Origin of the sequence: Streptosporangium sp. NPDC087985 (assembly GCF_044741965.1) — a bacterium.
Taxonomy (GTDB): Bacteria; Actinomycetota; Actinomycetes; order Streptosporangiales; family Streptosporangiaceae; genus Streptosporangium.
Window position 1 is genome coordinate 517,336 of sequence record NZ_JBIUTQ010000001.1, and the last position, 24,568, is coordinate 541,903.

Here is a 24,568-nt window from a genome sequence, read left to right on the forward strand (position 1 = left end):
AAGGCTTTTCCCCGGTATGACCGCCAGTGTCATCAAGAAGCATGCCGGGAGGTATTTCCGTGCCTTCATTGGATCATGCCGGAAATGATCATGTTTCTGGGCGGATACGTGGCCCGTTCGCGGACTACCCCCACCGGTGAGTGCGAGGAGGCGGGACCTTCAGGAAGACCAGGTGACGGGGTCGGTCTCCTCCGGGGCGAGGCCGGGGATGCCGTCGATGCTCTGGCGGTTGTTCTTGGCACGGTAGGTGCGCTTCTGCTGGACGTCCTTACGGCCCGTCCACTCGTCCAGCAGGGTCCGGTCCTTGTCGAAGGACATGAACGGGACGGAGAAACCGCAGGAGTCGGAGATGCGGTCGCAGTCGACGACGATGATCGACCGGACGCCGGGGTGCGGGCCGAAGCGCTTGATCAGGTCGGGGAAGTCGGGGTTGCCCGGGACGACGACCCGCCCGGTGCCGTACAGACGGAGAATGTTGGGCGGGCCGGAGAAGGCGCAGAACATGACGGTGATGCGGCCGTTCTGGCGGAGATGGGAGATCGTCTCCACGCCGCTACCGTCCAGGTCGAGGTAGGCGATCGTGGTGTCGTCGAGGATGGCGAAGGTGTCGGCGTATCCCTTGGGGGAGACGTTGACATGACCACCCTGCTCGGGAGCGGTCGCGACGAAGTAGACCGGCTGCGCCTCGATGAACTGACGCAGCCGATCGTCGATCTTGTCATGAATTTTCCCCATAAAAGGAAAGATAGATCACCATCACTCGCCGGGCAGCCACCAGATCCACGAGTCGGTCCTGACCTTGAAGGAGTCCAGCCTGTGCGTGGTTCCGGTCCCGGCGTTCACCGTCCGCTTCACCGCGGAGAAGATGTCGCCATCCTTGTCGCTTCTGCTGGTCCAGAGTGTCATGGTGCCGGCAGCGTCCCAGTAGAGACGCTGCGCGCTCTCGTTCTTGGGTATACCGAGAGCGACCGCGTCGGAGACGGTGTCGGAGGACAGGTCGTAGATGTGCAGGCGGGGCCGGTTCGACCCGCCGGAGACGACCAGGGCGACGGTGGTCCCGTCGTCGGCCAGCGCGATCGGCGTGTTGTTGGACACGATCTGCGGGACGACCCGGCTCGACGTCTTGTGGCCGTCGGCGTCGAAGACCGCGAACTCGGTGGTGTTGTCATCGGTGAACCGGCCGGTCAGCAGGTGCTGCCCGTCGGGGCTGAAGCTCATCACCTCGTTCTTCGACGGCAGCTCCGTCACCTTGCCGGTCTTCAGGTTGGCGACCAGGCTCGGCAGCTTCTCGGCGTCGTCGGAGTAGTCGACCACGGCGATCGAGCCGTCGGGGGAGAGCACGGTTTCCACGTCATTCTGGCTGAGCCCTCTGGGCAGATCGGCCGCCTTACCGGGGAGCGGGCGGACCTTTCCGCTGTTCACATCGCGGATGACGAGCTTGTCACCCTTGATGTAGCTCACGGACCGGCCGTCACCGCTGACCCTGAACGGGGCGCCGGCCCCCTCGTCCACCTTGCCATTGGCCTGCTTGGGATTGACCCGCGCGTCGGCCAGCTTGATGACCTTCCCGCTGCGCATGGTCAGCGTCCACTTGCCACAGGGGATCCTGTATTCCTTCTCGGGGCAGCTCTTGAGCCAGGCGTACCGGACGGAGTCGTCGGATGCGGCTCCCGTCTTCGCATCCGCCGGAGTCGCGATCATGGCCGCTGCCGCTGCCGCTGCCGCGAGTGCGGCACATACTCGTAAGGGCTTCACCGGTTTTCCTTTCGTCATCTGGATAGATGCGGGACAGATGCGAAAGGTTGCGTCACGGATCGGCCACATTCGCCAGGCGGCTCGACCCGGACAGGGGCCGGCCCTCCACGGGAGGCTCCGGAGCCGTCTCCACCTACCGCGGGATCCGGTCTCCGCGCCGTGCTGGAGCCCTGAAGAAGCGTGGGCACAGGCGAAGACGCGTGTCTTCGGCCGTGTGCCCCGCATGTGCCTCTGCGGCGGACTGGACCCTGAGCCGCAGCGGGGTCCTGACTGTCCGTCTGCTAGCGGTAGTTCGTGAACTGGAGGGCGATCTCCAGGTCCTTGCCCTTGAGCAGGGCGATGACCTCCTGCAGTTCGTCCCTCTTCTTGGAACTCACCCGCAGTTCCTCACCCTGGATCTGGGCCTTGACCCCCTTGGGCCCCTCATCCCGGATGATCTTCGAGATTTTCTTGGCGTGCTCCTGGTCGATGCCCTCCTTGAGGGTGACCACGAGGCGGTATTCCTTGCCGGACAGCTTGGGCTCATCCGCATCCAGGATCTTGAGCGAGAGCCCTCGCTTGATCAGCTTGTCCTTGAACACGTCAAGGACGGCATTGACGCGTTCCTCGCTGTTGGCCTTGATCTCGACGGCCTTCTGGCCGCCCGACCAGGCGATGGTGGCGCCGGTGCCCTTGAAGTCGAAGCGGTGCCCGACCTCCTTGACCGTCTGGTTCAGCGCGTTGTCGGCCTCCTGATGGTCGATCTTGCTGACGATGTCAAAACTGCTGTCGGCCATGCGTCGACTATCCTTTCTAGCTTTCATGCCGACCCTAGCGCTTCGCCTGTCGGCTCATGAGGAACGTGACTGTCAACGCTCCGTCGGTGGTGTCGAAGCAGGCGAGAAGCCTCCGCTGCCCGGCGCCCATCCTCGCTTCCGATGCGAGAGAACCCGGCATGCGCGTCGCCCGAAAGTCCTGGTACGGCCGGATACCGGCGGGTGGCCTCCGTCGATGTCACGTCCCGCCCGGAAGTCCGCTATTCTTTTCCCTGTCGCCGCCTCGAGCGGATGACGCGGCAGGTTGCCCGAGTGGTCAAAGGGAGCGGTCTGTAAAACCGTCGGCTCAGCCTACGCAGGTTCAAGTCCTGCACCTGCCACACCAGCAGAAAGAGGCCCCTCATCAGCGGAAACGCGGTGCGGGGCCTTCTTCGTTGCTCGCCCGTGAGTCCCCGTGATTCCCCGTGATTCCCCCTGACTGACCCTGGCTTAGGGCACGCTCGGGGCACGTGATCAAGGATTAATCCCCGTGCGGACACGCACTTGTCCCCCTGCCTGATCTTCCCGTCTGCCTCATCCCACCCCGAAGGGGCAGCGGGCCGGCGACGGAGGATCATGCTCGTCTTCGCGTGTCCCTCGACCTGGTGCCGTTCCTCGGCCATCGGATGCCAACGGTCAGGGACGGGCTTGAGCCGGAGGAACCGGTCTGCTGGGCTCGCCTGGGTCGTGGCGGGCGGGACGATTAGGCACCCCTCGGCCACTTACGACTCCGCGGTCTCGTGTTGGCGATCATCTTGGATCCGAGCGTCCCTATCGCAGGCATGGCAGTTTTCAAGAGCGCTGCGTTTCACGTGGCGATAGGGCCTTTGCCCGCCTGGAGGGCGAAGCTGACGCGGCGCGTGTCGATGTTGATATCGATGACCTGGACGACAACCTCGTCACCGAGCTGCAGTACCTGCTCGGGGTCATCGATGTTGTGCGCTGTGAATTCGGAGATGGGCACCAGTCCCTCCACACCTTCCTGGACGCCGACGAACACTCCGATCGGGGTGACCTTGGTGACGCGTCCAGGAAGGATACGGCCGAGCTGGGTGCGGGCGAACTGCTGCAACGGGTCTGGTTGCAGGGCCTTGAGTGACAGGGCGACCTGCTCACGCTCCAAATCCACGTGCAGAACCGTGACGGTGATCTCCAGCCCCACCTGCACAACCTCGGACGGATGGTCGAAGCGCCTCCAGGACAGGTTAGGGACGCTTACCAGTCCATCCGCGCCACCAAGATCTACGAACGCACCGAAGTCAACAACTGAGGACACGATGCCCTTGCGGACCTGACCATTCTGCAGCGTGTCAAGGAAGGTCCGGCGGGCGTCACTTCTCGCCTTCTCTGTCATGACAGCGGCCCCTCCCACCCCTGGCACTAGGCCGGTGAACATAGCGCTGGGAAACGATCCATTGCCGCGAGATCCGCCAGGCTCTTCTCATAGCCGATGGTTTTACAGCCCTACCACGAAAGCTCTCTGATCAGCAGAAACGTGTTTCCCGATAGGAGTTTCGGCACGTATTCGGCACCAGGCCCAGGGTGCGGGGCCATCTGGCCCGCTTCAGCGAATGAGGGGCCCTGCCGCACCCGCCCGGGTAGGCGGGTGCGGCAGTGTGCGGCGGCCGTCTATGCGATGGAGCCGGTCCAGAGGTTGACGGCGGCGGAGTAGACCGCGTACGTCTCGCTGTCGAAGTACGGGGAGACGCTGGTGTCGTAGCGGTTGTCGCCGTCGGTGTCGGAGACGCTGATCGTGATGCCGTTGAGGTAGCCGGTGCGGCTGTTGCTGCTGTAGCGGTACAGCCAGGAGGAGCCGAGGGAGCCTTCACCGGTGAACGGGGAGTCGACGCCGGTGAGCTCTTCGCCCTTGATGGCCGGAGCCAGGGCGGTGAAGGTCTTGCCGTAGCTCCATTCGAGGGTCTGGCCTGTGTAGGGCCGGGTTCCGTCGGGGTTGGGGCCGGCCGGGTAGCCGAAGACGTCGACCGAGGAGGTCGTCTTCTGGTTGTAGGTGAGGCCCTGCCCGCCGACGTTGTCGACCAGCCTCCCGGTGTCGGTCAGCACGTCAGAGGAAGACGAGACGACGCCGTTGTACACGTTCACGAAGGCGTAGTCGCGGTCGTAGTCCGCGTACGCGACGAAGTCGTAATGGGTGACGGCCTGCTTTCCGACGTACAGGCCCCACGGGGTGGTGCCCTCGGAGTAGCCGGGAACGAAGACCCACTTGTCGAGCGTGGCGCCGGCGCGCTGGGTGTCGTACACGCAGTGACTGGCCGTGGCGACGAGGTTGCGGTAGGTCGACTGCATGGCGGTGCCCGTACACCAGTGGGGCTGACCGTCGGCACCGACGAAGAACACCTTGCCCGAGGTCGTGGGCAGTTTCCCCTTCGGCGAGAGCGGGCCCTGCACCGGCGCGATTAGGCCGGGCTTGCCGTCCGGGACGACAGCGGTGGACAGGCGTTTCCCGCGAACCACGGTCTGCACGGCGTAGGGTGTGGCGTTCTTCAGGTTGGCGGCCCCGTTGGCGAGCCAGAACGCCGCGACCTGCTGAGCGGCTGGCACAGTGGAGGCCAGAGGGTCCGTCGCCGCGCTCGCGGCCTGAGCCGGTGCGGAGACGACAGTGGAGCCCAGCAGACCCAAGCCGATGCCTAACGCGATCAGTGTGCGCCTCATAACAGATCTCCCGTCCAGTCATAGGGCGTCCTTCATTGCCCCCGTCAGCATGGAAAATCGGCCCAGCTGATGAGCGCGGCCGACCCGAAGGAAGATCGTAACGCTTGCAGGATGTCCCGTGAAGAAACGATTGAGATCGTACGTCCGGTGTACGAAGAAATTAGGCGTACATGTCTGGTTTGTGGCGAATTTGTACATAACAAAACGGCAGAGGATATCGATTGATAGCTATCAGAGAGGTGCATGCAAGGTCATCGGACTGTAACGTTCAAAAGTATGACAGAGGAGGAGGTGTAGGAAGCTGGTCGCATAGGTGCTCGCCGTGCCAAGAAGTGGCTTGAAGCTACTGCAAGAGCGAGCGCCCCATGGGTAAACCCAGTCGGTGCAGCCAAATTGAAGTTTTCATGGGGAAATACTAGTACATTTTCCTTTGACTTAGGCGGATTGTTTCGCGGTGAAGAACTGGATGGCTTAGAATTTTTGGCGAAATCCAAGTACTACCATAAAGCCTGCGATCAAAACGCCTTGTGCTGCGAATATCTAGCCAAATGCTATCGAGCGTTCACAATCTTGCCTCAGTGCTGCGATGTATTCTTATGAATCACTTGGTCTCCTTTCATGGTGTAACAAGAGGGGACGAGATTCGAACTCCAGAGTTCGTGGCAGAATGCGTCCGCATTCATCAAGAAAAAGTCTTCGATATTGTAAGTAGCGACAATGTGTCGAAGATTGATGAGGAAGTTTGCAAGGAAGCATTAAAGAGGCTATACGTACTGCTGAGCTTTAATCCGTGAAGTTACAGCGGCTTGAGGACCAGGTCGGTCTCGGCCAGGCAGTCGTCGATCAGATGCGACCGGTACTGGATCTTCTTCAGCCCTCGCTTGATCACCCGCACCAGCTGGTCCAGGCCGGTCACCGCGAGGTTGGCCAGCCCCCGCGGCAAGTAGCGACCAGATGCCCTCCGCCGGATCGAGGTCGGGAGCGTAGGTCGGCAGTTGGATGACGGCTCAACGAAGTTAGCGGGGGTCGGCCGACTCGGCCTGCTGTCCCGAGTGGACCCTGATGCGAAGAGGCCCGTGGCCATCGGTGATCATATTGTTGCCGAGACAAAGTTGATCACAACAGAAGAGCCACGGCCATGGGTAACGGTACGGCCCGTCTGCTGAGACTTGACGGCCTGGCCGTCACCGCGGTTGCTGACGGGCCGGACGGCCCGATCGTGGACCTGGTCACCGCCGATGAGCATGCGCGGCGCTGTCCTGAGTGCGGGACTCCAGCGCGGCGCTCGAAGGGTCGGCGACGAACTCGCCTCCTTCCAGCTCCACCCCGCCCGGCAGCACCTTGACCACGCTAACTCCCGCCCGGACGGTGACGCCCAGCCGATCCAGTGCCGACATGGGGTGGGCGCGGGCCTTGGTGCCCATCATCACGGCGGGCTCGCCCCGGCTCAGCAGAAGCCGGGGTCGCGTTGTAGAGCGGGGCGTCGAACGCGGTCATCGGAGGTCACCTTTCGCGGGACGTCGGGCAGCCGCGGAAAACGAGGTCGGCCGATCTGACAGGCTGGCAGGAGGGGGACAGCAGAAGCGGCAGGACGGAGACGAGCGCGTGGCCGGTTGGAGCGCGATGGCGGGGATGCACGACTTCGTCGTGCCCGACGAGGCGGCCGCGCAGGCGTTCGCCGAGCAGCTCGCGGTGTACGGGTTCCCCTGCGTTTTCGCCCGTCCGCACCCGGACGGCGGCTGGCTGGTGATGGCGCTCGACGAGGGCCCCTACCCGGTCGACACCGTGGGTCACCGGCAGATCGAGGCGGTGAGCCGGGAAGCCGCGGCGATCGCGCGGACGCACGGCGGCCGGCCCAGTGGCGGCAGCCGGTTCGAGGTCAGCCGGATGGCCGAGTATCGCAGCTGGACCGCCCCGATCGAGGTGAGGGGGACAAAGGCGCGTCCGCCGGTCCCGGAGGTCACCGTCGTCCCGGCGCCACCTCTGGAACCACTGGCGCTCACACCGGACTTCGCCACCCCGGGGATCGTGGAGTTGGCCGGTCTCGACGACGTGCCGTGGGGCGACCTGGAGCACGCGCACGGGTCCGCCGCCGACGTCCCCGACCTGCTGCGCGAGCTAGCGGACGGCACGGGGGAGTGGGACGAGGTCCTCGACGAACTGTTCGGCGACGATCTGCTGCACCAGGGCGACTGCTACGAGGCCACCGCCCCCGCGCTGCCGTTCCTCACCGAGCTGATCATCGCCGACGTGGTGCCCGCGCGGCAGCGCCGGGACCTCTACCTGTGGCTGATGGTCGCCGGTGGCCGCCGCAACGACAACCTGGTCGCGTTCGCCGACCTCCCGCTGGACGAGGAGGAGCCGCTCCAGCCGGGTGCGTGGGCCGAGGAGGTGTTCCGGACCGTCGGCGACCAGGTTCCGGTGCTGCTAGACCGGTGGGATGCCGAGCCGCCGGGGATCCGATTCGTGCTCGCCGTCCTTGCCGCGCAGCATCCCGGGCACGGCGTGCGGGCCGCCGACCGGATCGCTGCGTTGGCCGCCGAGCACGACGGGACGCAGCAGGGTGCGTACCTGCGGCTCGCCGTGGAACTCGTGCACGGCCGCAACGCGCAGGCGCTAGCCCTCGCCTCCGAGATCATCGACTGGGCGGACCGCCTGGAGCCGGAGTGGCTGGAGGCTCCGGGCGTGCCCGACGGCATCAAGGCGGCGCACGTGCTGGCCGAAGGCACGCTCTGCACGATCGAATAGCGGCATCACTCGGCCACCGGGACCACGATCCTGGTCACCAGCTCGTGCGGCTCGGTATCGCCTCGGGGTCGAGCTTGGCTGGTGGCCACTCGGCGTGGCCAGACCCACACTCCGGCCGGAGGAGTTCGCCGTTGCGTTACGGGAGCGCGATGGTGATCTTGTGGGTGCCGCTGTTCTTGGCGCTGGTGTCGACGCGGATCCGCAGGTCGGTGCCGGTGCCCAGGACGGTGATGGTCGGTCGGCTGTCTCCACGGTGGTGACGGGGTTGTGCCAGGTGATGTCGAGGCTGGTGATGTTGCGCGTGGGGTTGACCACGCACATCGTGGCGGTGGAGCGATGCGACGGACCAGGACGCTGGCGGCGCCGGTGGAGCTCAGCGGCCCGGCGGTGCCGACGTTGTCCACTCCGGGCATGAGGATGTGCGCGCTCATGATCCGGAATATGCTCGGAACGATCAACGGTGGGCGCGTACCATCGCGACGATGGTGAGGGCGTTGCGAACCGGGCTCATGGCCGCTGCGCCGAGATTCCAAGATCCGGGATATGCGCGGGATGATCTTGAGAGGTAGGTCCCAGTCAGTAGAACCTCCGGCAGGTCACACGTGTGATCGTCGCTGAGGTGCCGATCCGCTGTAAAACCGTCGGCTCAGCCTACGCAGGTTCAAGTCTTGCACCTGCCGCATCAGCAGAAACAGGCCCCTCACCAGTGGAAACGCGGTGCGGGGCCTTCTTCGTTCTCCCCCTGAGTCCCCGTGATTCCCCGCTCTTTCCCGTGAGATCTGGCACGCCTGTGGCGCGCGATCAAGCTCTACGTCATGCGCGGACGCGCACAGCTTCCCTGACTGATCTTCCCCAGGGGCAGGGCGCCCCTGGTCTGCCTGGCTCGACCTGGGACGACGGCAGACGGGAGATCGGGCTCCGCCGTAACCACTCATATGGCATTCAGCGCTGGCGATCGCGATCATCCCGGAGCCGGAGACCCCCGCCGGAGGCAAAATGTCGGTGCCTCGCCGTACGGTGGTGCCCATGTAACCAGCGGTATGTGAGGAGGATGACGGAGACGCCGGATGAGGACGGTGTCCAGGGTTGGAAAGCCCTGGTGGACGAGTACTAAGTCGAGAACTTTGCATGGAGCTCACGATGGTGCTTGAACGGGGATGACTCTCGGACTTACTGAGGACGTCCGCGCGTTGGTCCTCACGCTGCCTGGGCACCGCCGTAACCGCTTCCTTGACGCCTGCGGCGCGCGCTGCGTCGAGCACTGGACGGAAGAAGGTAAATGGAGGGACTTCCGTGGGGCGCTCGGTCTATCTAGCGCGGGTCGACGTGTCGTGCCCGGACGTCATGTGAGAGACCTAGGAAGAGATGGAGAGTAGAGGTCAACGACCCCCTCCTGAGGGAGGGGGCTTGAGGTGCGGTAATGCACCTTGAAGCCCCGCGTTGACCAGCCCTGGCCATCAGCTCAAGGAGGTGCATTTTGATGGCTACGTTGAACACAAGATCGCAGACCGACCTTGGGGTGCTTCCTCAGCCCCAAGCTCTCGAATCCGTGGGAGCAGACACGCCCGAGGGTGGGCACGAAACGGCTCACGGACACCGCCACCCGGCGGTACCTGGTGTTCAACCTGGGCGAGGGGAGATCGAGCAGACCGGCACCCGGTCTACTCGGCGTCACCCCGACCCGGCTCCGGCGGGGAAGGGAGCGGGCAGTCCAGCCCACCCCGTCGTGTTCGTCCTGGACAGGCACGGCCAACCGTTGCAACCCACGAGCCCTGCCCACGCGCGGAAACTCCTGCGTTCCGGCCGGGCTGTGGTTGGCCGGCATACCCCGTTCGTTATCCGGCTGAAGGACCGCACGGCAGCTGATTGCGTCGTGGCAGGTGTCGCGGTCGGTATCGACCCCGGCTCCAAGCACACCGGCCTGGCCGTGTTCACCGAGCGCGACGGGAGCCGGACCGGCAGGTACGCGATCCAGCTCGACCACCGGGGCGGGGCGATCCGCGACCAGCTCACCGCCCGTTCGCAGTATCGGCGTCGGCGCCGCAGTAAAAACCTGCGCTACCGCGCTCCCCGTTTCTCCAACCGCACCAAGCCGAAGGGGTGGCTGGCGCCGTCGCTTCGCCACCGCGTCGACACCACCCTGTCGTGGGTGACCCGGCTCACCCGCTGGGCGCCGGTGGCCGCCGTGCACGTGGAGCGGGTCTCCTTCGACACCCACGCCCTGTCGGCCGGGCGACCGCTCGAAGGGGTGGAGTACCGGCAGGGCACCCTCGCCGGGTACGAGGTCCGCGAATACCTGCTGGCCACGTGGGGCCGGGTGTGCGCGTACTGCGGCAAGCAGGACGTGCCGTTGAACCTCGACCACCTCCACCCGCGTTCCCGGGGCGGCTCGGACCGGATCAGCAACCTGACCCTGGCCTGCATCCCGTGCAACCAAGGCAAGAACGCCACCCCGGTGGAGGAATTCCTCACGGGCAGGCCCGCGCTGTTGTCGAAGATCCTCCGGCAGGCGAAGGCTCCGCTGCGGGACGCAGCCGCCGTCAACGCCACCCGTTGGGCGCTGTGGCGGGCACTGGAGGCGACCGGTCTGCCCGTTCACCCCGCCTCCGGTGGCCGTACGAAGTGGAACCGCTCCCGCACCCAAGCGCCGAAGTCGCACACCCTTGACGCGTTGCACGTCGGCCCCCTGGAGAACGTCACCGCCTGGCCGTCGACGGTCCTGGTGGTCACGGCGACCGGGCGCGGCACCTACTGCCGTACCCGCACCGACCGCTACGGTTTTCCCCGGCTGCGGCTGCCCCGGACCAAGCAGGTCAAGGGGTTCGCCACCGGCGACCTGGTCCGCGCCGTCGTACCGAGCGGCAAGAAGGCCGGTGTCCACTGCGGCCGCGTCGCGGTCCGCAGCACCGGCAGTTTCAACATCACCACCCGGCACGGCACGGTGCAGGGCATCCACCACCGCCACGTCCGGCTGCTGCAGCGAGCCGACGGCTACGGCTACACCACCCACCCGGAAGTGCGGCACCGAGCCGCGTTTCCTCCCGGTCCTGAAGGACCGGGTCTCCACGCTGGAGGTAGTTGATGACTGCACTTCCCGTCACTGCCCGAACCCTGGACGTTCCTGGTGCGCAGCTGTACTACGAGCTCCGCGGCGAGGGACCCCTGGTCGTGCTGGTGGGCTCGCCAATGGACGCCGGGCCGTTCGCGCCGCTGGCCGACCTGCTCGCCGCCGATCACACCGTGCTTACCACCGACCCGCGAGGCGTGGGCCGGAGCCCGGTCGAGGACCCCGATCAGGACTCCACTCCGGAACTACGCGCCGCAGACCTGTCCCACCTCATCACCGAGGTGGATGCCGGCCCGGCTGCCGTGCTGGGTTCCAGCGGCGGCGCGGTGACGGCACTCGCCCTCGCTCAGGCCCACCTCGGCCAGGCGCACACCGTCATCGCGCACGAACCCCCGCTATGTGAGGTGCTGGAGGATCGCAAGGAACTGATCGCCCGATCTGAGGACATGATCGCCGCGTATCTTGGCGGGGACGCGACGGGAGCCTGGCGGATCTTTATGGAGATCGCCGGGATGGCCATGCCGGAGGAGATGTTCCAGCAGATGTTCGCCGAACGCGGCGAGAAGGAGGCTGCGGAAGACCGGCGGTTCTTCCTGCACACCCTGCGCCCCACCACCCAGTGGGTCCCCAATCTGGACGCGCTGCGCACGGGGAGCACCCGTCTCGTGATCGGCATCGGAGAGCAGTCAGCCGGTCAGCTCTGCGACCGGACCTCGAAGGCGCTCGCCGCGTCCCTGGGCATCGAACCTGTCCTGTTCCCCGGCGACCACGGTGGCTTCATGGGTGATCCCAAGGCTTTCGCCGACCGGCTGCAGGCGGTCCTGACAGGCCGATGAGAAAGCTCGTCGCGGTGTTGTTCCTATCGCCCAACGGAGTCGTGGAGGCTCCGGAGCTGTAGGCATTCCCCGACCTCGACGAAGAGATGGGAACCACCGTCGCGGCAATGTACACCGAGTCCGATGCACTGCTGCTCGGCCGAGTCACCTACGAGATCTCCGTAGCGACCTGGCCGAGCCCGGACCGGCGAGCTGGCCGAACGGATCAACAGCGCTTGCAAGCTCGTCGTCTCCACCTACGGAGCGGGAGCAGTGGCGACTGATCAATCCCGTTAACCGGAACGGGGCCTCTGGGCCCCGCCGCGTGCACGCGGGCGGATCTGCCCCAATGCTGGCTGCTGGCCGAATGGCCACCGGCGTGTGGCGGGTCGTGATCCCGGCATGATTGATCACAGAAGGGTTGCAGGTCAGGGACTCCGCCAGTCGGAGCCGGAAGGGCATCGGAATACTGTCGCCCCTGTCTGTCCCTTTTGGGGAGTCTCATGTACCCGACAGCACCGCCGGTGCCCATGCGTCCGATCCGTGGTTCAGCGATGGTGGCCGTCGTGATGCTAGCCATTGATTCCCTCGTGGGAGTGATTGCGACCGCCCCCCGCTCCGGCCTGGTCTGGGCCTGGTGGAGCGCCTGGCTGATCAGCGCGTTGATCTCGAATATCGTCGCCCGCATGCTCTTCAGGGGCGACCTGCAGTCGATGCGGGACGCGGCGCGGGTCGACGTCGTGAGCATCGGTCTATCGATCGTCGCAGCCGTGCTGGCCGCCATGGTCGTCATCAAGATCACTTGCTTCCAGGAGGACCACCGCCGAGCCGTGGCCTCGTAGTCGCTCATTACCGCCTGACGTTGTCGGCCCGTACCGACAAAGGTCGTTCTACCAGTGAGAGCTCCGCCTCGGCCTCCCACCCCTGGCCCGCTTCCCCCGCGGGTGGGCAACGGCGACGGGATGATCCGGCAGGCGGAGGCGTGCGCAGGGGCGCTACCCGATCGGTCCCAGGCTGTGGCTCAACAGCTCCAGGTCGCTGATGAAGCACACCGGCTCACCGCTCGTCGAGCGTCCGATCCATGTTGGATACGCGCCGTCGCCCATCCCGCAGTCGAACAAGATGATGTTCAGCCCGGATGCGGTATCGGTGATCTCGGCCCAGCCGTAGTGCAGGACGTCTTCTCGGGCCCCGTCCAACTCGGCGCGTGGGTCTTGCTGAAGTCGATGCAGCAGGGATAGGGCCGTGATGTCCAGGAAGCACCCCTGACCGCTGTCGACGTGGAATCCGAAGAACTCCTCTTCCCCGATTTTTGACGGGTTCTGTCCAGGGCGCAGCGCCATCTCCCAGGAGACGACCGGTCCGTCTCTGATCACTACCTTGGCCGCGGCAGCCCTCTGCCGGACGCCGCGCTTGTTGAAATCGACCATCGACAGCACCACGCGGTACCACCCCGGAGAGAGCTCCTCGGTGAACGCTTCCCGATCACGCTCGGAGTCCGGGACCCACCAGTCGTTGTCCCGTACGACCAGCCGGCCGGTGGCCAGATTCACCACGCCCACATCCATAACCTCGATCTCCACCGAGCCGCCGTTTGGCCAGCCATATCTCATTCCCGGCCGGAACATGGACTCGAAGTCGGGCGGAGACAGGGCCATACAAGACCTCCATGGGCGAGTTGACCCTACATCTTGCAAGGCGTGCCGATCATGCGCAATGCGGACTGACGAGGATCCGTGCCGCAGGGCCGCGCCAGCGCCGCCGCGCTGCGCGTGCGGCCTGGGGGCCGTTCTCGCGCGGCGCGCCGCGCGGGGCATCGCCGTAGCGCGTCCGCGCCGTAGCCGCAGAAACGGCCGACCGAGCGCCACGCCGCCGCACAGAACAATCCCGCAATCGCCGGCCACCGCTCCGCGCAGAAAGAATCGAGACATGACTTCCGAGCATGTCGAAGATCGAGCTGTACGCCGCCATCCGCCGTGGTTCTCGCGCCGGCATGGCCGGCCTTCAGCCCGCAACACATTCATCGGCTGTGACATCTTCCATGCCGAAGCGGGGTGAGTTAGCGTGACCCGCGTGAGCCCGCGTGAGGTGGCCGCCGGCCGGTTATCGCGACTGGTGGCGCGTGCCCGCTCAGCCGCACTTGTCGGGAGGATGGGTGGGCGGCGCCCCGCCCCGCTCGTCGAAGTGGCCGGTCTGCTGCTCGTGATCCTGCTCTTCTCACGGCTTCATGCCGCCGCCGGGAAGGACGTCGCAGCCGCCACCGCCAACGCTCTGGCCCTGCAATCCATAGAACGGGCCCTCCACCTGGACATCGCACTGAGGGCGAACCAGTGGCTGACCGAGCATCCAGCCCTCATCCAACCGGCGGTGTACTACTACCGCCTGTACTACCTCGCGATCATCGGTGTGCTGGTGTGGGTCTTCGTCCGGCACGCCGATGTCTACGCCAAGGTCCGCCGGACCCTCATCGCGATGGCCGTCCTCGTGCTGCCCGTCTTCTGGGCGCTGTCCATGTCGCCCCCGCGGTTCGCCCTACCGGGCGTCGTCGACATCATTGCCGAGCACGACATCCTGGGCGGCCATGCCTCACGAGAGATCGAGGACGGCCAGAACCTGTATTCGGCGATGCCCAGCATGCACGTGGGATGGTCGTTGTGGTGCGCGTATGCCGTGTGGTACGCGCTGCGGGCCTCCCATCCGCGATTGGCGTTGCTGTCGTGGATCTTTCCGCTGGGTATGGCCGCAGTCGTGCTCATCACAGGGAACCACTACGTGCTCGACATCGCCGGAAGCGTCGTGTTGCTGATCGTCTCCATCGCTGTTGTATCAGCGTGGGGCCACCTGGCCGAGCGCCGGCGTGCTTGGGATTGAGCGCCTGCGGACAGCCGCAGGGAAAACCGGTGCCGCCCGGCTGCTTGCTCACGATCGCCGTTTCAAGAACAGGCTCTCCGGCAACTGGTTCGTGAGCTGCCGGGCGACCTCGATGCCGTCGGGTGAAGGCATCTGCAGATCGAGCAGAGCCACGTCGGGGCGCAGGCGCAGCGCGGTCTTCAGCGCTTCGTCGCCTGAGGCGACCTGGCCGACGATTTCGAAGTCGTCCTCGAGCTCGAGCAGACCTGCGATCGCTTCGCGGATCAGGTGTTCGTCGTCAGCGATCAGGATGCGGATCATTCTCGTTCTTTCGGTAGGGGGACGGCGGCTTCCAGCAGGAACCAGTTCCCGTCCCGTCGGGTCTCGGCGCGCCCTCCGATTGCGTGGATTCGGTCGAACATCGCCCGAAGCCCTGTGCCGACGTTTGGGTCCGAAGGTGCGGAATCGTCCGTGGTGGATTGGGCGGGTCTGCTGTCGCTGACCCCGTCGTTCGCGATCGTGAGGAGGACCTCGCCAGCGTCGATCGTTGTGGTGAGTGTCACCTGTGTCGCCGAGGAATGACGTAGGACGTTCGTGATGCCTTCGCGGACGACCCACGCAAGCGCCTCTGCGCAGGGCGTTGGTACTGCTTCGCCGGTGACCGTGCAGGTGATGCCGGCCGAACCCAGGAGTGCGCGGGCGCCAGAGACTTCGCCTTCCCACGTCGTCTGGAGGTCGCCTCGGACGACCCTGCGGACCTCCGTGCCCGACTCGTCGGCTAGCCGTCGCACCTCCCTCAGTTCCGCGGCCGCGCGGTCGTCGCGGCCGCGGCGGATGAGCTCGGAGGCGAGCTCGCTCTTCACGGCGATCGCGGTGAGCGTGCGGCCGAACACGTCGTGGAGGTCGCGGGAGATGCGCAAGCGTTCCTCTGCGAGGGTGAGTGCAGCACGGTCCTCGTGTGCGTCCTGCAGTTCGCGGAGGACGCTCAGCATCCACACGCTGGACCAACAGATCCACAGGACGGCGCTGACCAGCGTCATGCAGACCACGAGCAACGCGATCTGGAAGACGGCCACGAGGGGCATGGCAAGCACGAGGATCGCGACGTTGAGAAGTAGCGTGCGGCGGGCGTTGAGGATGGGGACGATGCTCGCGGCCGCAGAGGCGATTGCAGCGGCCGCCGCCACCCGCATGGCCGGTATCGGGAGGACGACGGTCGCCGCTAGGACGGCGGCGAGCAGGAGCAGCCACGTGACGACGAGAGCGATCGGGAGGCGCTTGCCGCGTCCTTCGAGGGCATTGAAGCTCCATCGGCTGACCGCGATGTTGCAACACACCAGTGCCAACGTGGCGACGGCCACAGCGCTCACCACGGCGACGTTCTCCGTGGTGAGCGGCTGGGCGCTGACGAAGCCGCCGAGGAGAGTGGAGATTGGGGTGGAGACGACGGTGTATGTCGACCAGCGCACGTAGCTCTCGAACCGGCGTGCGCTCACCACCGGCCACTCTCCAATGCCTCTCATTGTGCCGCTGAAGCCTCGAGCGAGGATGAGTTCGTAGGCGTCAGCGCGGGCCCGGTGCGGCGCGTGCGCAGCCACACGATCACTGTGATGACGATGAGGAGGACACAGGGGATGAGCATGATGATCGAACCGGCAGGACGTGAGGAACCTGTTGGAGAATCGGGGCGATCGTGAGTCATGTCTCCACACTCCCGCCGCACGGGTTCGCTCCCCAGTGTCGTCCGTAATGGCTTCGTCGGCGTTCCGCACGACTTACGCATGGCAAATGTCATACGTCGACGGGCCACCGTAGCCGTCCTTTCCGTCTCCGTCAGGGCGCGCGGTACCGCACGGCTAGCCAAACCACATGACCTGATCTGAGCAGCGGCCCCCACCAAGCCTTCAGGCTGATGGACGTCGATCTCGCATCGAGTGCGAGCATCGCGCCGATCAAGCCTGCCGAACGGGCGCGGTGGTGAATGGTCAGAATGGGTGCGGTCCGATGTTCGGCACGGCAGCCGCGCTCCACGCCGAGGGTCATCCGTTCTCCGGCGCGGCCCGGAAACGGACCTTGACGACGAGTCCGCCTCCGTCACGGGCCTGGACGATGAGGCGGGCACGGTGCGCCTCGGCCACGCTCCGTGCGAGGGTCAGGCCTAGGCCGTGTCCCTTGCGTGAGCCCGCCACGCGGCCTTGGCCGCGGACGAACGGCTCGGTCAGCGTTGCGACGACGTCCTCGGACAGGGGCGCACCGGTGTTCTCGATGCGGAGGACGACGTGAGCCGATGATGGTTCGACCACGATCCTGATGCGACCGTCGCGTTCGTTGTGCCGTACCGCGTTCTGCACCAGATTGGCGACGGCCTGCCGGAGAAGTGCCGGATCGCCGAGCACAGGCGCCGGCGTGGCCGCGACCTCGACGGTGAGGCCGAGCTCATCCGATGCGGACTGCTCCATGAGCAGGGCGTCGTGGACGAGCTCGTCCACTCGGACCAGTTCTCGGCGGAGCTGTCCGCCGTCTGCGTCGGCCAGGGCCAAGAGCGCCTCGACGGTCTCACGGTTGCGCCGGTTCATCTCGCGGACCCGTTCCGCTGTCAGCCGCAGGGTGGGCAGGTCGAGGTCTGGAGCGGCGAGCGCGACATCGAGCAGGGTCTGTGTGGTCGCTATCGGAGTGCGCAGTTCGTGGGAGGCGTTCGCGGCGAAGCGCTGATGCTCGCCGACGGACCGTTCCAACCGCGAGAGCATGTCGTCGAGCGTCTCGGAGAGATCGTGCAGTTCGTCGCGTGGTCCATCACTGCCGATGCGTTGTCCGAGGTCGCCCGACGCCGCGCTCTTGGCCACGCGATTGATCGCCTGCAGCGGGCGCAGCATCCTGCCCGCGATGATCCATCCTGCGATGGCCCCGATCACGGCGAGAACGACGAAGGCCCCGATCGAAACCGCGAGGAGCAGCGTGGAGACGTCGTTGGTGCTGCTGACCACGGGTGCCATGAATGTCGAATTGGTGTTCGACATGGGGTAAACCGGATCAGCGGGCACCGACGGTGACGAGGCCAACCCTTCGAGGTCGCGGAGGCTCCCGAGCGGCTCGAAGGAGTAGGAGGGCACGTACCGCATGAACAGGTACACGACCCCGAGCATGAGCGCGCCGGTGACCGAGAGCAGCACCGCGTAGGCGACGGCGAGCCGAGCCCGGAGGGTGAACCGCCGCGTCCCTGCGCTCATGCGCCGAACCGGTATCCGCTGCCGCGGACCGTATGGATCACCGGCGGGGACCCGAGTCGCTTGCGGAGATTCGAGATCGTCACCCTGATCGAGTTGGTGAAGGGGTCCGCATTGGCGTCCCAGGCCTTCTCCAAGAGCGTTTCGGCGCTGACCACCCCGCCGTCGGCGCGCATCAGGACATCGAGAACCGCGAACTCCTTGCGGGCCAACCGCACGAGCCGCCCGTTTCGGTAAACCTCCCGCCGAAACGGATCGAATCGCACCCCAGCGTTCTCAACCACCGGGGGGCGACCCTGCGCCGGGCGCCGCTCGAGCGCCCGCAACCGCATCACCAACTCGGGAAAGTCGAAAGGTTTCGCGAGGTAGTCGTCGGCGCCGAGCTCGAAGCCGCTCACCTTGTCGCCGAGACCGCTCGCGGCGGTGAGCATCAGCACCCGGCAGGCGGGGCGGTTGGAGACCACCCAGGCGCAGACGTCGTCGCCGTGCAGGCCGGGAATGTCGCGGTCGAGCACCACGACGTCGTAGTCGTTCGCGCTCACCTCGTCGACCGCGGTCTCGCCGTCGTGCACGAGATCGGCGGCGATCGTCTCTCGTCGCAGTCCTGTCTGGATCGCCTCGCCGAGGTAGACCTCATCCTCCACGATCAGTACGCGCACGGCGGCCTCCTTCCCCGACTTGGTACTCCACCAGCGGAATCTCACCAGACGCGGTGTAACGCGAACGTAATGGAATCTCTGAACCTTCCGAGAACACGAGTTCTCGTTGAGTGTGCCCAGCGCTCGGATCGAGCGTCTCGGAAGAGAGGAATCCTGATATGAGACTCAGCACCCGCCGTCATGGCGGCCGGCTCGCGATGATCCTCGCCGTGCCTGCCCTGCTTCTCGCATTCGCGGGGTGCGCAGCGACCGGTGACGCAGCGGATCCCTCGTCCAAGGCCCCGGCTTCTCGCGACTCCTGGACACTCAAGTACACGCAGTGTCTGCGTGACAACGGGGTCAAGATCGAAGATCTGCCGTCGGGCGCCGGCTTTGACCCCAACCTGAACCTCCCCCAGGCCCCCACGGAGGTGATCGAGAAGTGCACGGAGCAGGTGGGCACGCAGCCGCCGCTGAGCAAGGAGGAGAAGGCGAAGCTGGACAAGGAATCGCAGCAGGCGCTGCTCAAGATCGCGAAGTGCTACCGCGAGAACGGCGTGAACGTGCCGGACCCCGTGCCTGGTGAGGCGCTGAGCGTGCCGAGTGACACCCCCAAGAATGTGGTCGAGCAGTGCGGCGGTGGCATGGCGCCGGCACCACTGGTGGGGCAGTGATGACGTCCCCGGACCACGAACCTCGACCACGGCGCCGATGGCGGATCTTCTGGATCGCCGCAGTCGTCGCCGTCCTCGCCGCAGGCGGAGGGGCGGTGTTCGCCACCACCGCGTTGAAGGCGTCTCCCGTACCGGACGAGCCGCCCAAGGCCGCGGAGGTGGAGATCGCGCGCGGAACGCTCTCCGGCTCGGTGAAGGCCACCGGCTCGCTGGAGTACGCCAACCGGCACGATGTCAGGTCGACGATCTCCGGCGTGCTGACATCGGCGCCGCGGCCGGGAACGACCGTCGGCATCAGCAAGCCGCTCTTCTGGGTGGACAACGTCCCGGTGTTCCTCTTCCGCGGCTCGCTCCCCGCCTGGCGGACGTTCGAATCCGGAATGGACGACGGTCCGGACGTCCAGCAGCTCGAGAAGAACCTCGCTGCGCTGGGCTTCTTCAAAGGGGAACCCGATCAAAAGTTCACGTGGGCGACCACGTCGGCGATCCTCGCCTGGCAGAAGGCGACCGGCCAGGAGCGGACCGGCCGCGTCGACTTCGGTCGGATCGTGTTCGACCGGGGCGCTCTGCGCGTGCAGTCCGTCATGGCGAAGATCGGCGGCTCGGTGGGCGGGGGAGCGCCGGTGCTGTCGGTCACGAACCGCCAGAAGAAGGTGAACGTGAAGCTGCCCCTCGCGAATCAGCAGCTGGCGAAGGTCCGCGGCCGGGTGGAGATCACGCTTCCGGACGGGACGCGGATCAAGGGGAAGGTCGTCTCGGTCGGCACGCCCAAGCAGGAGAGCGACGGGAGCGTCACCATCCCGGTCGTGGTGGCGCTCGACGACCCTGCTGCCGCCGGCGACCTGCAGCAGGCCAACGTGACGGTCAGCTTCCCGTCCGAGGTCCGCAAGAACGTGCTCTCCATCCCGGTCGTCGCGCTGATCGCACTGGACGACGAGCACTTCGGCGTCGAAGTCGTGGGCCCGAAAGGCTCGGTCCGCCGCGTCCCTGTCACGACGGGACTCTTCGCGGGCGACCGGGTCGAGATCTCCGGTGACGGACTGGAGGCAGGGCAGAAGGTGGTGATCCCGAAGCTATGACCGAGATCATCCGGCTCGACGGCGTCGAGCGCAGTTACGGTCAGCCGGCGGTCCTCGCCTGCGCGGGCGTGAGCCTGACCATCGATCAGGGCGAGCTTGTGGCCGTCGTGGGCCCGAGCGGGTCCGGGAAGTCCACCCTGCTGAACCTCATCGGCACCCTCGACCGGCCGACTGCCGGCTCGGCGACGATCGCCGGGATGGATGTGCAGCAGATGCCGGACGCGGAACTGTCCGCCCTCCGGTCGTATCGCATCGGGTTCGTGTTCCAGCAGTTCCACCTCGCAGAGGGGGTGTCGGCGCTCGACATCGTGGCGGACGGAATGCTCTACGCGGGCGTCCCGCGTGCTGAGCGCCGCCGCCGTGCCGGTCTCGCCCTCGAGCGCGTCGGCCTCGGGCATCGCACCGGCCACAAGCCGAACCAGCTCTCTGGCGGGGAGCGGCAGCGGGTCGCGATCGCGCGCGCGGTCGTCGGCGACCCGGTGCTGCTCCTCGCGGACGAGCCGACCGGCAACCTGGACTCGGAGTCGGGCGCCGCCGTCGTCGAACTGCTCCGCGAGCTGAACAGCTCAGGCACGACGGTGGTCGTCATCACCCACGATCCGGAGCTGGCCGCGGCCTTCCCACGGCGGATCGCGGTGCGCGACGGGCGGGTCGTCTCCGACTCGCGCGCAACGGAGGGTGCGGCCGGCGCGAGCGAGGAGGAGGCCGCGTGACCCGCCGTCGTTCCGTCAGCCAGCGGTCCGTCCTCCTGCCGGCCGATGTGGCCCGCCTCGCGGTCACCGGCGTGCGGGCGCGGCCGCTGCGCGCCATCCTCTCCGCGCTCGGCATCGCCATCGGCATCGCGGCGATGCTCGCGGTCGTCGGCATCTCCGCGTCGAGTCAACAGCGTGTGAACGACCAGCTCGCCAGCCTCGGCACCAACCTCCTGCGCGTCGAGCCGGAGAAGAATCTCTTCGGCGAGCAGACCAAGCTGTCCCCCGAGACCATCGCCAAGGTCAGGTTCATCGACGGGGTGGAGGCGGCCAGCGGAATCGCGGCGCTCCCCAAGCTTCACGTGTACCGGAACGAGCTGGTCGATCCCTCGGCGACCGGCGGCATCCAGGTGGCCGCGTCCGACCTCGACCTGCTCGAGGTCACCCGCAGCAGGCTGAAAGCCGGAGCGTGGCTGACCCCTGCCACAGCGACGTTCCCCACCGTCGTCCTCGGCGCCACCGCCGCCGAACGGCTGGGCGTGGTGGAACCGGGTGCCCAGGTATGGCTGGGCGGCCGGTCCTTCACCGTCGTCGGCATCCTGGCCGCCTCGCCGCTGGCGTCCGAGCTGGACACCACCGCCCTGGTCGGCGGTCCGGCCGCGGCCACGTTGTTGGGCTGGCAGGGCAACCCCTCGACCGTCTATGTGCGGGCGGCGGAGAACGCGTTCGACCGGGTGCGCTCGCTGCTGCCCGCCACCGTCCAGCCGCAGTCCCCGAGCGACACCAGTGTTTCCCGGCCATCGGACGCCCTCGCGGCGAAGGCCGCGATCGATCAGGCCTTCACCGGACTGCTCGTCGGACTCGGCGGGATCGCCCTCCTCGTCGGCGGGATCGGCGTCGCCAACACGATGATCATCTCGGTCATCGAACGCCAGCGCGAGGTGGGGCTGCGGCGTGCCCTCGGCGCGACTCGCTCGCACATCCGCGTCCAATTCCTCGCCGAGGCGCTCGTCCTCTCCTCGTTCGGCGGTGCCATCGGCGCGGTGCTCGGCTCCGCCGTCACCAGCGTGATCGCTCCGCTCAACGGCTGGCCCGTCGTCGTGCCTCCCCTCGCCCTGGCCGCGGGACTGGTCGCGACGCTCATGATCGGTGCCGTAGCCGGACTCTACCCCGCCGCGCGTGCGGCGCGGATCCCACCGACGATCGCACTGAACGGCTGAGGCGCGGTGACTCGAGGTCCCGCCGCCTGGGCCGGTGCCGGTGCCAGGTGCGGCTCCGAGACATCGGCCCGCTGCCTCAGTACGCCCTTGACGAGTTCGATCAGTGCGTTGTGGGCGGCCTGCGCGCTGGTCGGGGTGAGGTTGCCGAACGTCTCGTTGACCATGTTCACGTGGGTCATGAGCAGACACGTCTCGGGCGAGGCGGCCGATCCGACGATCAGCCGGTCACGGATCAGCGGTCTGAGGGCCGACGCGGGGAGGATCACGGTGGTGGTGTGGCTGCGCACGCGGCGGACGGGACCGGCCCTCACCCCCTCTGATGAAGGTGCAGGTCATTGATGGCAGACTGAGGTTCATGCGCGACTGGTCGGCGGTCAGCGCACGACGGTTCGAGACCTACGTGTGCTGGTCCACCTACGGCGCCGTTTCGACCCCGATCGGCACCCTCCTCGCTGGATTGATAAGCGCCGACCGACTCATCGGGACGCACCTCGTCGTGTTCTTCGTGGCCGTCGTGCTCGCGCTCGCCCTCGTCACCGGGAACATCCTCGTCAGCCGGTGGAGCTTCGACGTCCTCGGCGGCCGCGCCCGGCGGCTCGCAGTCGGCGGTGTCATCGCCTGGGGGCTCGCCCTCGTGGCGCTTGTCGCCGCGACCCTCACGATTCCGGTCCCCGCGATGGGCGTGACGGTCGCGGCGGCAATCGGGTCGGTCGCCGCGAGCTTCGTGCCTGTGCTCGACGCGCGACGGACGCTTCACCTCAACGCGGCGATTCTCGTCCTGGCCGTCCCGCTCGCGGCCGTCGCGGACATCCCGCTCCTCATTGTCGGGGCGGCGGTGATCAGCGTCATCCTGTGGGCCGGCTGGTCGAACGTGTGGATGCTGCGGGTCCTGCGGGAGTTGCAGAGAGCGCACGAGGATCGCGCCGCCCTCGCGCTCGCGAACGAACGCTTGCGCATCTCGCGCGATCTCCACGACGTGTTCGGCCGCACCCTCGCGGCGATCGCGGTCAAGAGCGAACTCGCGTCGGAGCTCGTTCGCCGCGGCAGCGACGAACAGGCGGCCGATGAGATCACCGGCGTCCGGCGGCTCGCCGAGGAGGCGGGAAGCGAGGTCCGTCGCGTCGTGCGTGGCGAGCTCCGCGCGACCTGGGATGGCGAGGTGTCGGGCGCGCGTTCGCTGCTCGACTCCGCCGGCATCCGCTGCACGGTGACAGGTGACCCCGTGCCCGAGGAGTGCGCCGAGGCGCTCGCGTGGGTCGTCCGCGAGGGCGTCACGAATGTGCTGCGCCACTCGGCGGCGACGCAGGTCACGCTCGCCACGACGAACGAGGACGGGGAGGTTCTCCTCACGATCGCGAATGACGGGGCCGACCCCGTCGAATCCGTGGAGAACGACGCGGCCGACGGACCCGCTGCGGCATGCCCCAACGCCGGCACGGGACTGCGTGCGATGTCCGAGAGGATCCGAGCGCTCGGAGGGCAGATCGCAACGCGCCGCGACGGAGACTGGTTCCTGCTCGAGGCCACGATCCCGCTCCCGGAGGGAGACCGCGCATGATCCGCATCCTCGTCGCCGACGACGAACATCTCATCCGCGACGCCATCGCCGGGCTGCTCGACCTCGATGACGACTTCGAGGTCGTCGGGCAGGCGGCGTCAGGTGATGAGGCGATCGTGACGGCCCTCAGACTCCGTCCCGACGTGGCCCTGCTCGACCTGCAGATGCCCGAGCCCGACGGCATCGAGGTGGCCCGACGGCTCGCAACCGAACTGCCGGACTGCCGCTGCGTCATCGTGACTTCGCACGGTCGTCCCGGCTATCTGAAGTCGGCACTCGCTGCGGGCGTGCGCGGCTTCCTGCCGAAGACCGTTTCCTCTCGCACCCTCGCACACGTCGTGCGAAAGGTCGCGAGTGGCGGCCGGTACGTCGACCCCGAGCTCGCGGCCGAGGCGATCGGCGCGGGCGACTCCCCGCTCACTCCGCGCGAGACCGATGTTCTCGCCCTTGCGCGCGACGGCGCACCCGTCGACGAGATCGCGCAACGCGTCTCGCTCTCCCGTGGCACCGTGCGGAACTACCTCGCAGCCGCCATCGCGAAGCTCGACGCTGCGAACCGGCACGAGGCCGCGCGCATCGCCGCCAAGCACGGCTGGATCTGAACGACGCCGCACCCTTCAGCGCCCGCGAGCGCGCGGGTGCTCACATCAGACCACCCGGCACCCCTGCTCGTATGGCAAATGTCATGCCCATGCCGTGCAGGTCGCATACGGACTCATGACCGACGGCACTGCTGCCGCAACGAATCTCGGACATCGGAGAAGGCCGTCAGGTTCGACCTCGT

General features: G+C 66.8%; 23 protein-coding genes, 1 tRNA gene and 1 pseudogene. 12 read left to right on the forward strand and 13 right to left on the reverse strand.

Annotated features, from left to right (window positions below; genetic code table 11):
- Nucleotides 1-159: 159 nt before the first annotated feature.
- The 3 genes from ACIN94_RS02555 to ACIN94_RS02565 all read right to left on the reverse strand — a co-directional run bounded on the left by ACIN94_RS02555 (nt 160) and on the right by ACIN94_RS02565 (nt 2,531).
- Nucleotides 160-735: a pyridoxamine 5'-phosphate oxidase family protein gene (locus tag ACIN94_RS02555; RefSeq protein WP_400698558.1), complete on the reverse strand. Its 576-nt coding sequence runs from the start codon at nt 733-735 to the stop codon at nt 160-162.
- Nucleotides 736-756: 21 nt separating this feature from the next.
- Nucleotides 757-1,701, reverse strand: coding sequence for a hypothetical protein (locus tag ACIN94_RS02560; protein WP_400698560.1), 945 nt, complete (start codon nt 1,699-1,701; stop codon nt 757-759).
- A gap of 335 nt (nt 1,702-2,036) precedes the next feature.
- Nucleotides 2,037-2,531, reverse strand: a complete 495-nt coding sequence (locus ACIN94_RS02565; protein ID WP_400698562.1) for a YajQ family cyclic di-GMP-binding protein — start codon at nt 2,529-2,531, stop codon at nt 2,037-2,039.
- A gap of 277 nt (nt 2,532-2,808) precedes the next feature.
- Here ACIN94_RS02565 and ACIN94_RS02570 point away from each other — a divergent pair.
- A tRNA-Tyr gene (locus tag ACIN94_RS02570) sits at nt 2,809-2,890 on the forward strand.
- 494 nt (nt 2,891-3,384) lie between these two features.
- On the opposite strand, the pseudogene ACIN94_RS02575 reads toward ACIN94_RS02570, so the two are convergent.
- The 4 genes and pseudogenes from ACIN94_RS02575 to ACIN94_RS02590 all read right to left on the reverse strand — a co-directional run.
- A pseudogene (locus ACIN94_RS02575) lies at nt 3,385-3,897 on the reverse strand (S1 RNA-binding domain-containing protein); the annotation flags it as partial.
- 281 nt (nt 3,898-4,178) lie between these two features.
- Complete coding sequence (locus tag ACIN94_RS02580; RefSeq protein ID WP_400698564.1) at nt 4,179-5,219, reverse strand: trypsin-like serine peptidase; 1,041 nt, start codon at nt 5,217-5,219, stop codon at nt 4,179-4,181.
- Nucleotides 5,220-6,015: 796 nt separating this feature from the next.
- The gene (locus ACIN94_RS02585; RefSeq protein WP_400698567.1) at nt 6,016-6,162 is read right to left on the reverse strand and encodes a hypothetical protein; all 147 of its coding nucleotides are present in this window, start codon (nt 6,160-6,162) and stop codon (nt 6,016-6,018) included.
- 286 nt (nt 6,163-6,448) lie between these two features.
- Nucleotides 6,449-6,646 carry a hypothetical protein gene (locus tag ACIN94_RS02590; protein WP_400698570.1) on the reverse strand — a complete coding sequence of 66 codons (198 nt, stop codon included), beginning with the start codon at nt 6,644-6,646 and terminating at the stop codon, nt 6,449-6,451.
- Nucleotides 6,647-6,824: 178 nt separating this feature from the next.
- On the opposite strand from ACIN94_RS02590, the gene ACIN94_RS02595 reads away from it, so the two are divergent.
- The 4 genes from ACIN94_RS02595 (at nt 6,825) to ACIN94_RS02610 (ending at nt 12,691) form a co-directional block, all read left to right on the forward strand.
- Nucleotides 6,825-7,967, forward strand: coding sequence for a hypothetical protein (locus ACIN94_RS02595; RefSeq protein ID WP_400698573.1), 1,143 nt, complete (start codon nt 6,825-6,827; stop codon nt 7,965-7,967).
- Between the two features lie 1,726 nt (nt 7,968-9,693).
- Nucleotides 9,694-11,049 (forward strand): RNA-guided endonuclease IscB, encoded by a 1,356-nt coding sequence (iscB, locus tag ACIN94_RS02600; protein ID WP_400698575.1) that lies wholly within the window; start codon nt 9,694-9,696, stop codon nt 11,047-11,049.
- Complete coding sequence (locus ACIN94_RS02605; protein WP_400698578.1) at nt 11,049-11,870, forward strand: alpha/beta fold hydrolase; 822 nt, start codon at nt 11,049-11,051, stop codon at nt 11,868-11,870. The genes iscB and ACIN94_RS02605 overlap by 1 nt, the downstream gene beginning before the upstream one ends.
- A 575-nt stretch (nt 11,871-12,445) precedes the next feature.
- On the forward strand, nt 12,446-12,691 hold the full coding sequence (locus tag ACIN94_RS02610) for a DUF4328 domain-containing protein (protein WP_400698581.1): 246 nt from the start codon (nt 12,446-12,448) through the stop codon (nt 12,689-12,691).
- Between the two features lie 153 nt (nt 12,692-12,844).
- Here the strand turns inward: ACIN94_RS02610 and ACIN94_RS02615 are convergent, their stop codons facing one another.
- Entirely contained in the window at nt 12,845-13,507 is a 663-nt protein-coding gene (locus ACIN94_RS02615; protein ID WP_400698584.1) for a DUF4241 domain-containing protein, read from the reverse strand.
- Nucleotides 13,508-13,922: 415 nt separating this feature from the next.
- Here ACIN94_RS02615 and ACIN94_RS02620 point away from each other — a divergent pair, with 415 nt between their 5' ends.
- The gene (locus ACIN94_RS02620) at nt 13,923-14,720 is read left to right on the forward strand and encodes a phosphatase PAP2 family protein (RefSeq protein WP_400698586.1); all 798 of its coding nucleotides are present in this window, start codon (nt 13,923-13,925) and stop codon (nt 14,718-14,720) included.
- A gap of 48 nt (nt 14,721-14,768) precedes the next feature.
- Here ACIN94_RS02620 and ACIN94_RS02625 read toward each other — a convergent pair whose 3' ends face one another.
- The 4 genes from ACIN94_RS02625 to ACIN94_RS02640 form a co-directional block, all read right to left on the reverse strand.
- Nucleotides 14,769-15,020, reverse strand: a complete 252-nt coding sequence (locus ACIN94_RS02625) for a response regulator transcription factor (protein ID WP_400698589.1) — start codon at nt 15,018-15,020, stop codon at nt 14,769-14,771.
- Nucleotides 15,017-16,297, reverse strand: a complete 1,281-nt coding sequence (locus ACIN94_RS02630; protein WP_400698591.1) for a sensor histidine kinase — start codon at nt 16,295-16,297, stop codon at nt 15,017-15,019. The genes ACIN94_RS02625 and ACIN94_RS02630 overlap by 4 nt, the downstream gene beginning before the upstream one ends.
- Nucleotides 16,298-16,738: 441 nt before the next feature.
- Nucleotides 16,739-17,926, reverse strand: coding sequence for a sensor histidine kinase (locus ACIN94_RS02635; protein ID WP_400698594.1), 1,188 nt, complete (start codon nt 17,924-17,926; stop codon nt 16,739-16,741).
- Nucleotides 17,923-18,582 carry a response regulator transcription factor gene (locus ACIN94_RS02640; RefSeq protein ID WP_400698596.1) on the reverse strand — a complete coding sequence of 220 codons (660 nt, stop codon included), beginning with the start codon at nt 18,580-18,582 and terminating at the stop codon, nt 17,923-17,925. Before ACIN94_RS02640 ends, ACIN94_RS02635 begins: the two co-directional genes overlap by 4 nt.
- A gap of 158 nt (nt 18,583-18,740) precedes the next feature.
- On the opposite strand from ACIN94_RS02640, the gene ACIN94_RS02645 reads away from it, so the two are divergent.
- Genes ACIN94_RS02645 through ACIN94_RS02660 form a run of 4 tightly spaced genes read left to right on the forward strand, consistent with a single transcriptional unit; the run spans nt 18,741 to nt 22,226 of the window.
- Nucleotides 18,741-19,235, forward strand: coding sequence for a hypothetical protein (locus tag ACIN94_RS02645; RefSeq protein WP_400698599.1), 495 nt, complete (start codon nt 18,741-18,743; stop codon nt 19,233-19,235).
- A complete protein-coding gene (locus ACIN94_RS02650; protein ID WP_400698602.1) occupies nt 19,235-20,314 on the forward strand; it encodes an efflux RND transporter periplasmic adaptor subunit in 1,080 nt (359 codons plus the stop codon). The genes ACIN94_RS02645 and ACIN94_RS02650 overlap by 1 nt, the downstream gene beginning before the upstream one ends.
- The gene (locus ACIN94_RS02655) at nt 20,311-21,027 is read left to right on the forward strand and encodes an ABC transporter ATP-binding protein (protein ID WP_400698605.1); all 717 of its coding nucleotides are present in this window, start codon (nt 20,311-20,313) and stop codon (nt 21,025-21,027) included. Before ACIN94_RS02650 ends, ACIN94_RS02655 begins: the two co-directional genes overlap by 4 nt.
- Nucleotides 21,024-22,226, forward strand: coding sequence for an ABC transporter permease (locus ACIN94_RS02660; RefSeq protein ID WP_400698607.1), 1,203 nt, complete (start codon nt 21,024-21,026; stop codon nt 22,224-22,226). Before ACIN94_RS02655 ends, ACIN94_RS02660 begins: the two co-directional genes overlap by 4 nt.
- On the opposite strand, the gene ACIN94_RS02665 is transcribed toward ACIN94_RS02660, so the two are convergent.
- Nucleotides 22,172-22,513 (reverse strand): hypothetical protein, encoded by a 342-nt coding sequence (locus ACIN94_RS02665; protein WP_400698610.1) that lies wholly within the window; start codon nt 22,511-22,513, stop codon nt 22,172-22,174. The two genes, ACIN94_RS02660 and ACIN94_RS02665, sit on opposite strands and share 55 nt — an antisense overlap.
- 68 nt (nt 22,514-22,581) lie before the next feature.
- Here ACIN94_RS02665 and ACIN94_RS02670 point away from each other — a divergent pair, with 68 nt between their 5' ends.
- Nucleotides 22,582-23,784 carry a sensor histidine kinase gene (locus ACIN94_RS02670; protein ID WP_400698613.1) on the forward strand — a complete coding sequence of 401 codons (1,203 nt, stop codon included), beginning with the start codon at nt 22,582-22,584 and terminating at the stop codon, nt 23,782-23,784.
- Entirely contained in the window at nt 23,781-24,386 is a 606-nt protein-coding gene (locus ACIN94_RS02675) for a DNA-binding response regulator (RefSeq protein WP_400698616.1), read from the forward strand. The genes ACIN94_RS02670 and ACIN94_RS02675 overlap by 4 nt, the downstream gene beginning before the upstream one ends.
- The last annotated feature ends 182 nt before the right edge of the window (nt 24,387-24,568 follow it).

What these genes read in the sequence shown, in the direction of transcription:
- ACIN94_RS02555 (WP_400698558.1), bottom strand. Translation starts at nt 735, where the DNA reads ATGGGGAAAATTCATGACAAGATCGACGATCGGCTGCGTCAGTTCATC.
- ACIN94_RS02560 (WP_400698560.1), bottom strand. Translation starts at nt 1,701, where the DNA reads ATGATCGCGACTCCGGCGGATGCGAAGACGGGAGCCGCATCCGACGAC.
- ACIN94_RS02565 (WP_400698562.1), bottom strand. Translation starts at nt 2,531, where the DNA reads ATGGCCGACAGCAGTTTTGACATCGTCAGCAAGATCGACCATCAGGAG.
- ACIN94_RS02580 (WP_400698564.1), bottom strand. Translation starts at nt 5,219, where the DNA reads ATGAGGCGCACACTGATCGCGTTAGGCATCGGCTTGGGTCTGCTGGGC.
- ACIN94_RS02590 (WP_400698570.1), bottom strand. Translation starts at nt 6,646, where the DNA reads ATGATGGGCACCAAGGCCCGCGCCCACCCCATGTCGGCACTGGATCGG.
- ACIN94_RS02605 (WP_400698578.1), top strand. Translation starts at nt 11,049, where the DNA reads ATGACTGCACTTCCCGTCACTGCCCGAACCCTGGACGTTCCTGGTGCG.
- ACIN94_RS02615 (WP_400698584.1), bottom strand. Translation starts at nt 13,507, where the DNA reads ATGGCCCTGTCTCCGCCCGACTTCGAGTCCATGTTCCGGCCGGGAATG.
- ACIN94_RS02625 (WP_400698589.1), bottom strand. Translation starts at nt 15,020, where the DNA reads ATGATCCGCATCCTGATCGCTGACGACGAACACCTGATCCGCGAAGCG.
- ACIN94_RS02635 (WP_400698594.1), bottom strand. Translation starts at nt 17,926, where the DNA reads ATGAGCGCAGGGACGCGGCGGTTCACCCTCCGGGCTCGGCTCGCCGTC.
- ACIN94_RS02645 (WP_400698599.1), top strand. Translation starts at nt 18,741, where the DNA reads ATGAGACTCAGCACCCGCCGTCATGGCGGCCGGCTCGCGATGATCCTC.
- ACIN94_RS02650 (WP_400698602.1), top strand. Translation starts at nt 19,235, where the DNA reads ATGACGTCCCCGGACCACGAACCTCGACCACGGCGCCGATGGCGGATC.
- ACIN94_RS02655 (WP_400698605.1), top strand. Translation starts at nt 20,311, where the DNA reads ATGACCGAGATCATCCGGCTCGACGGCGTCGAGCGCAGTTACGGTCAG.
- ACIN94_RS02670 (WP_400698613.1), top strand. Translation starts at nt 22,582, where the DNA reads ATGCGCGACTGGTCGGCGGTCAGCGCACGACGGTTCGAGACCTACGTG.
- ACIN94_RS02675 (WP_400698616.1), top strand. Translation starts at nt 23,781, where the DNA reads ATGATCCGCATCCTCGTCGCCGACGACGAACATCTCATCCGCGACGCC.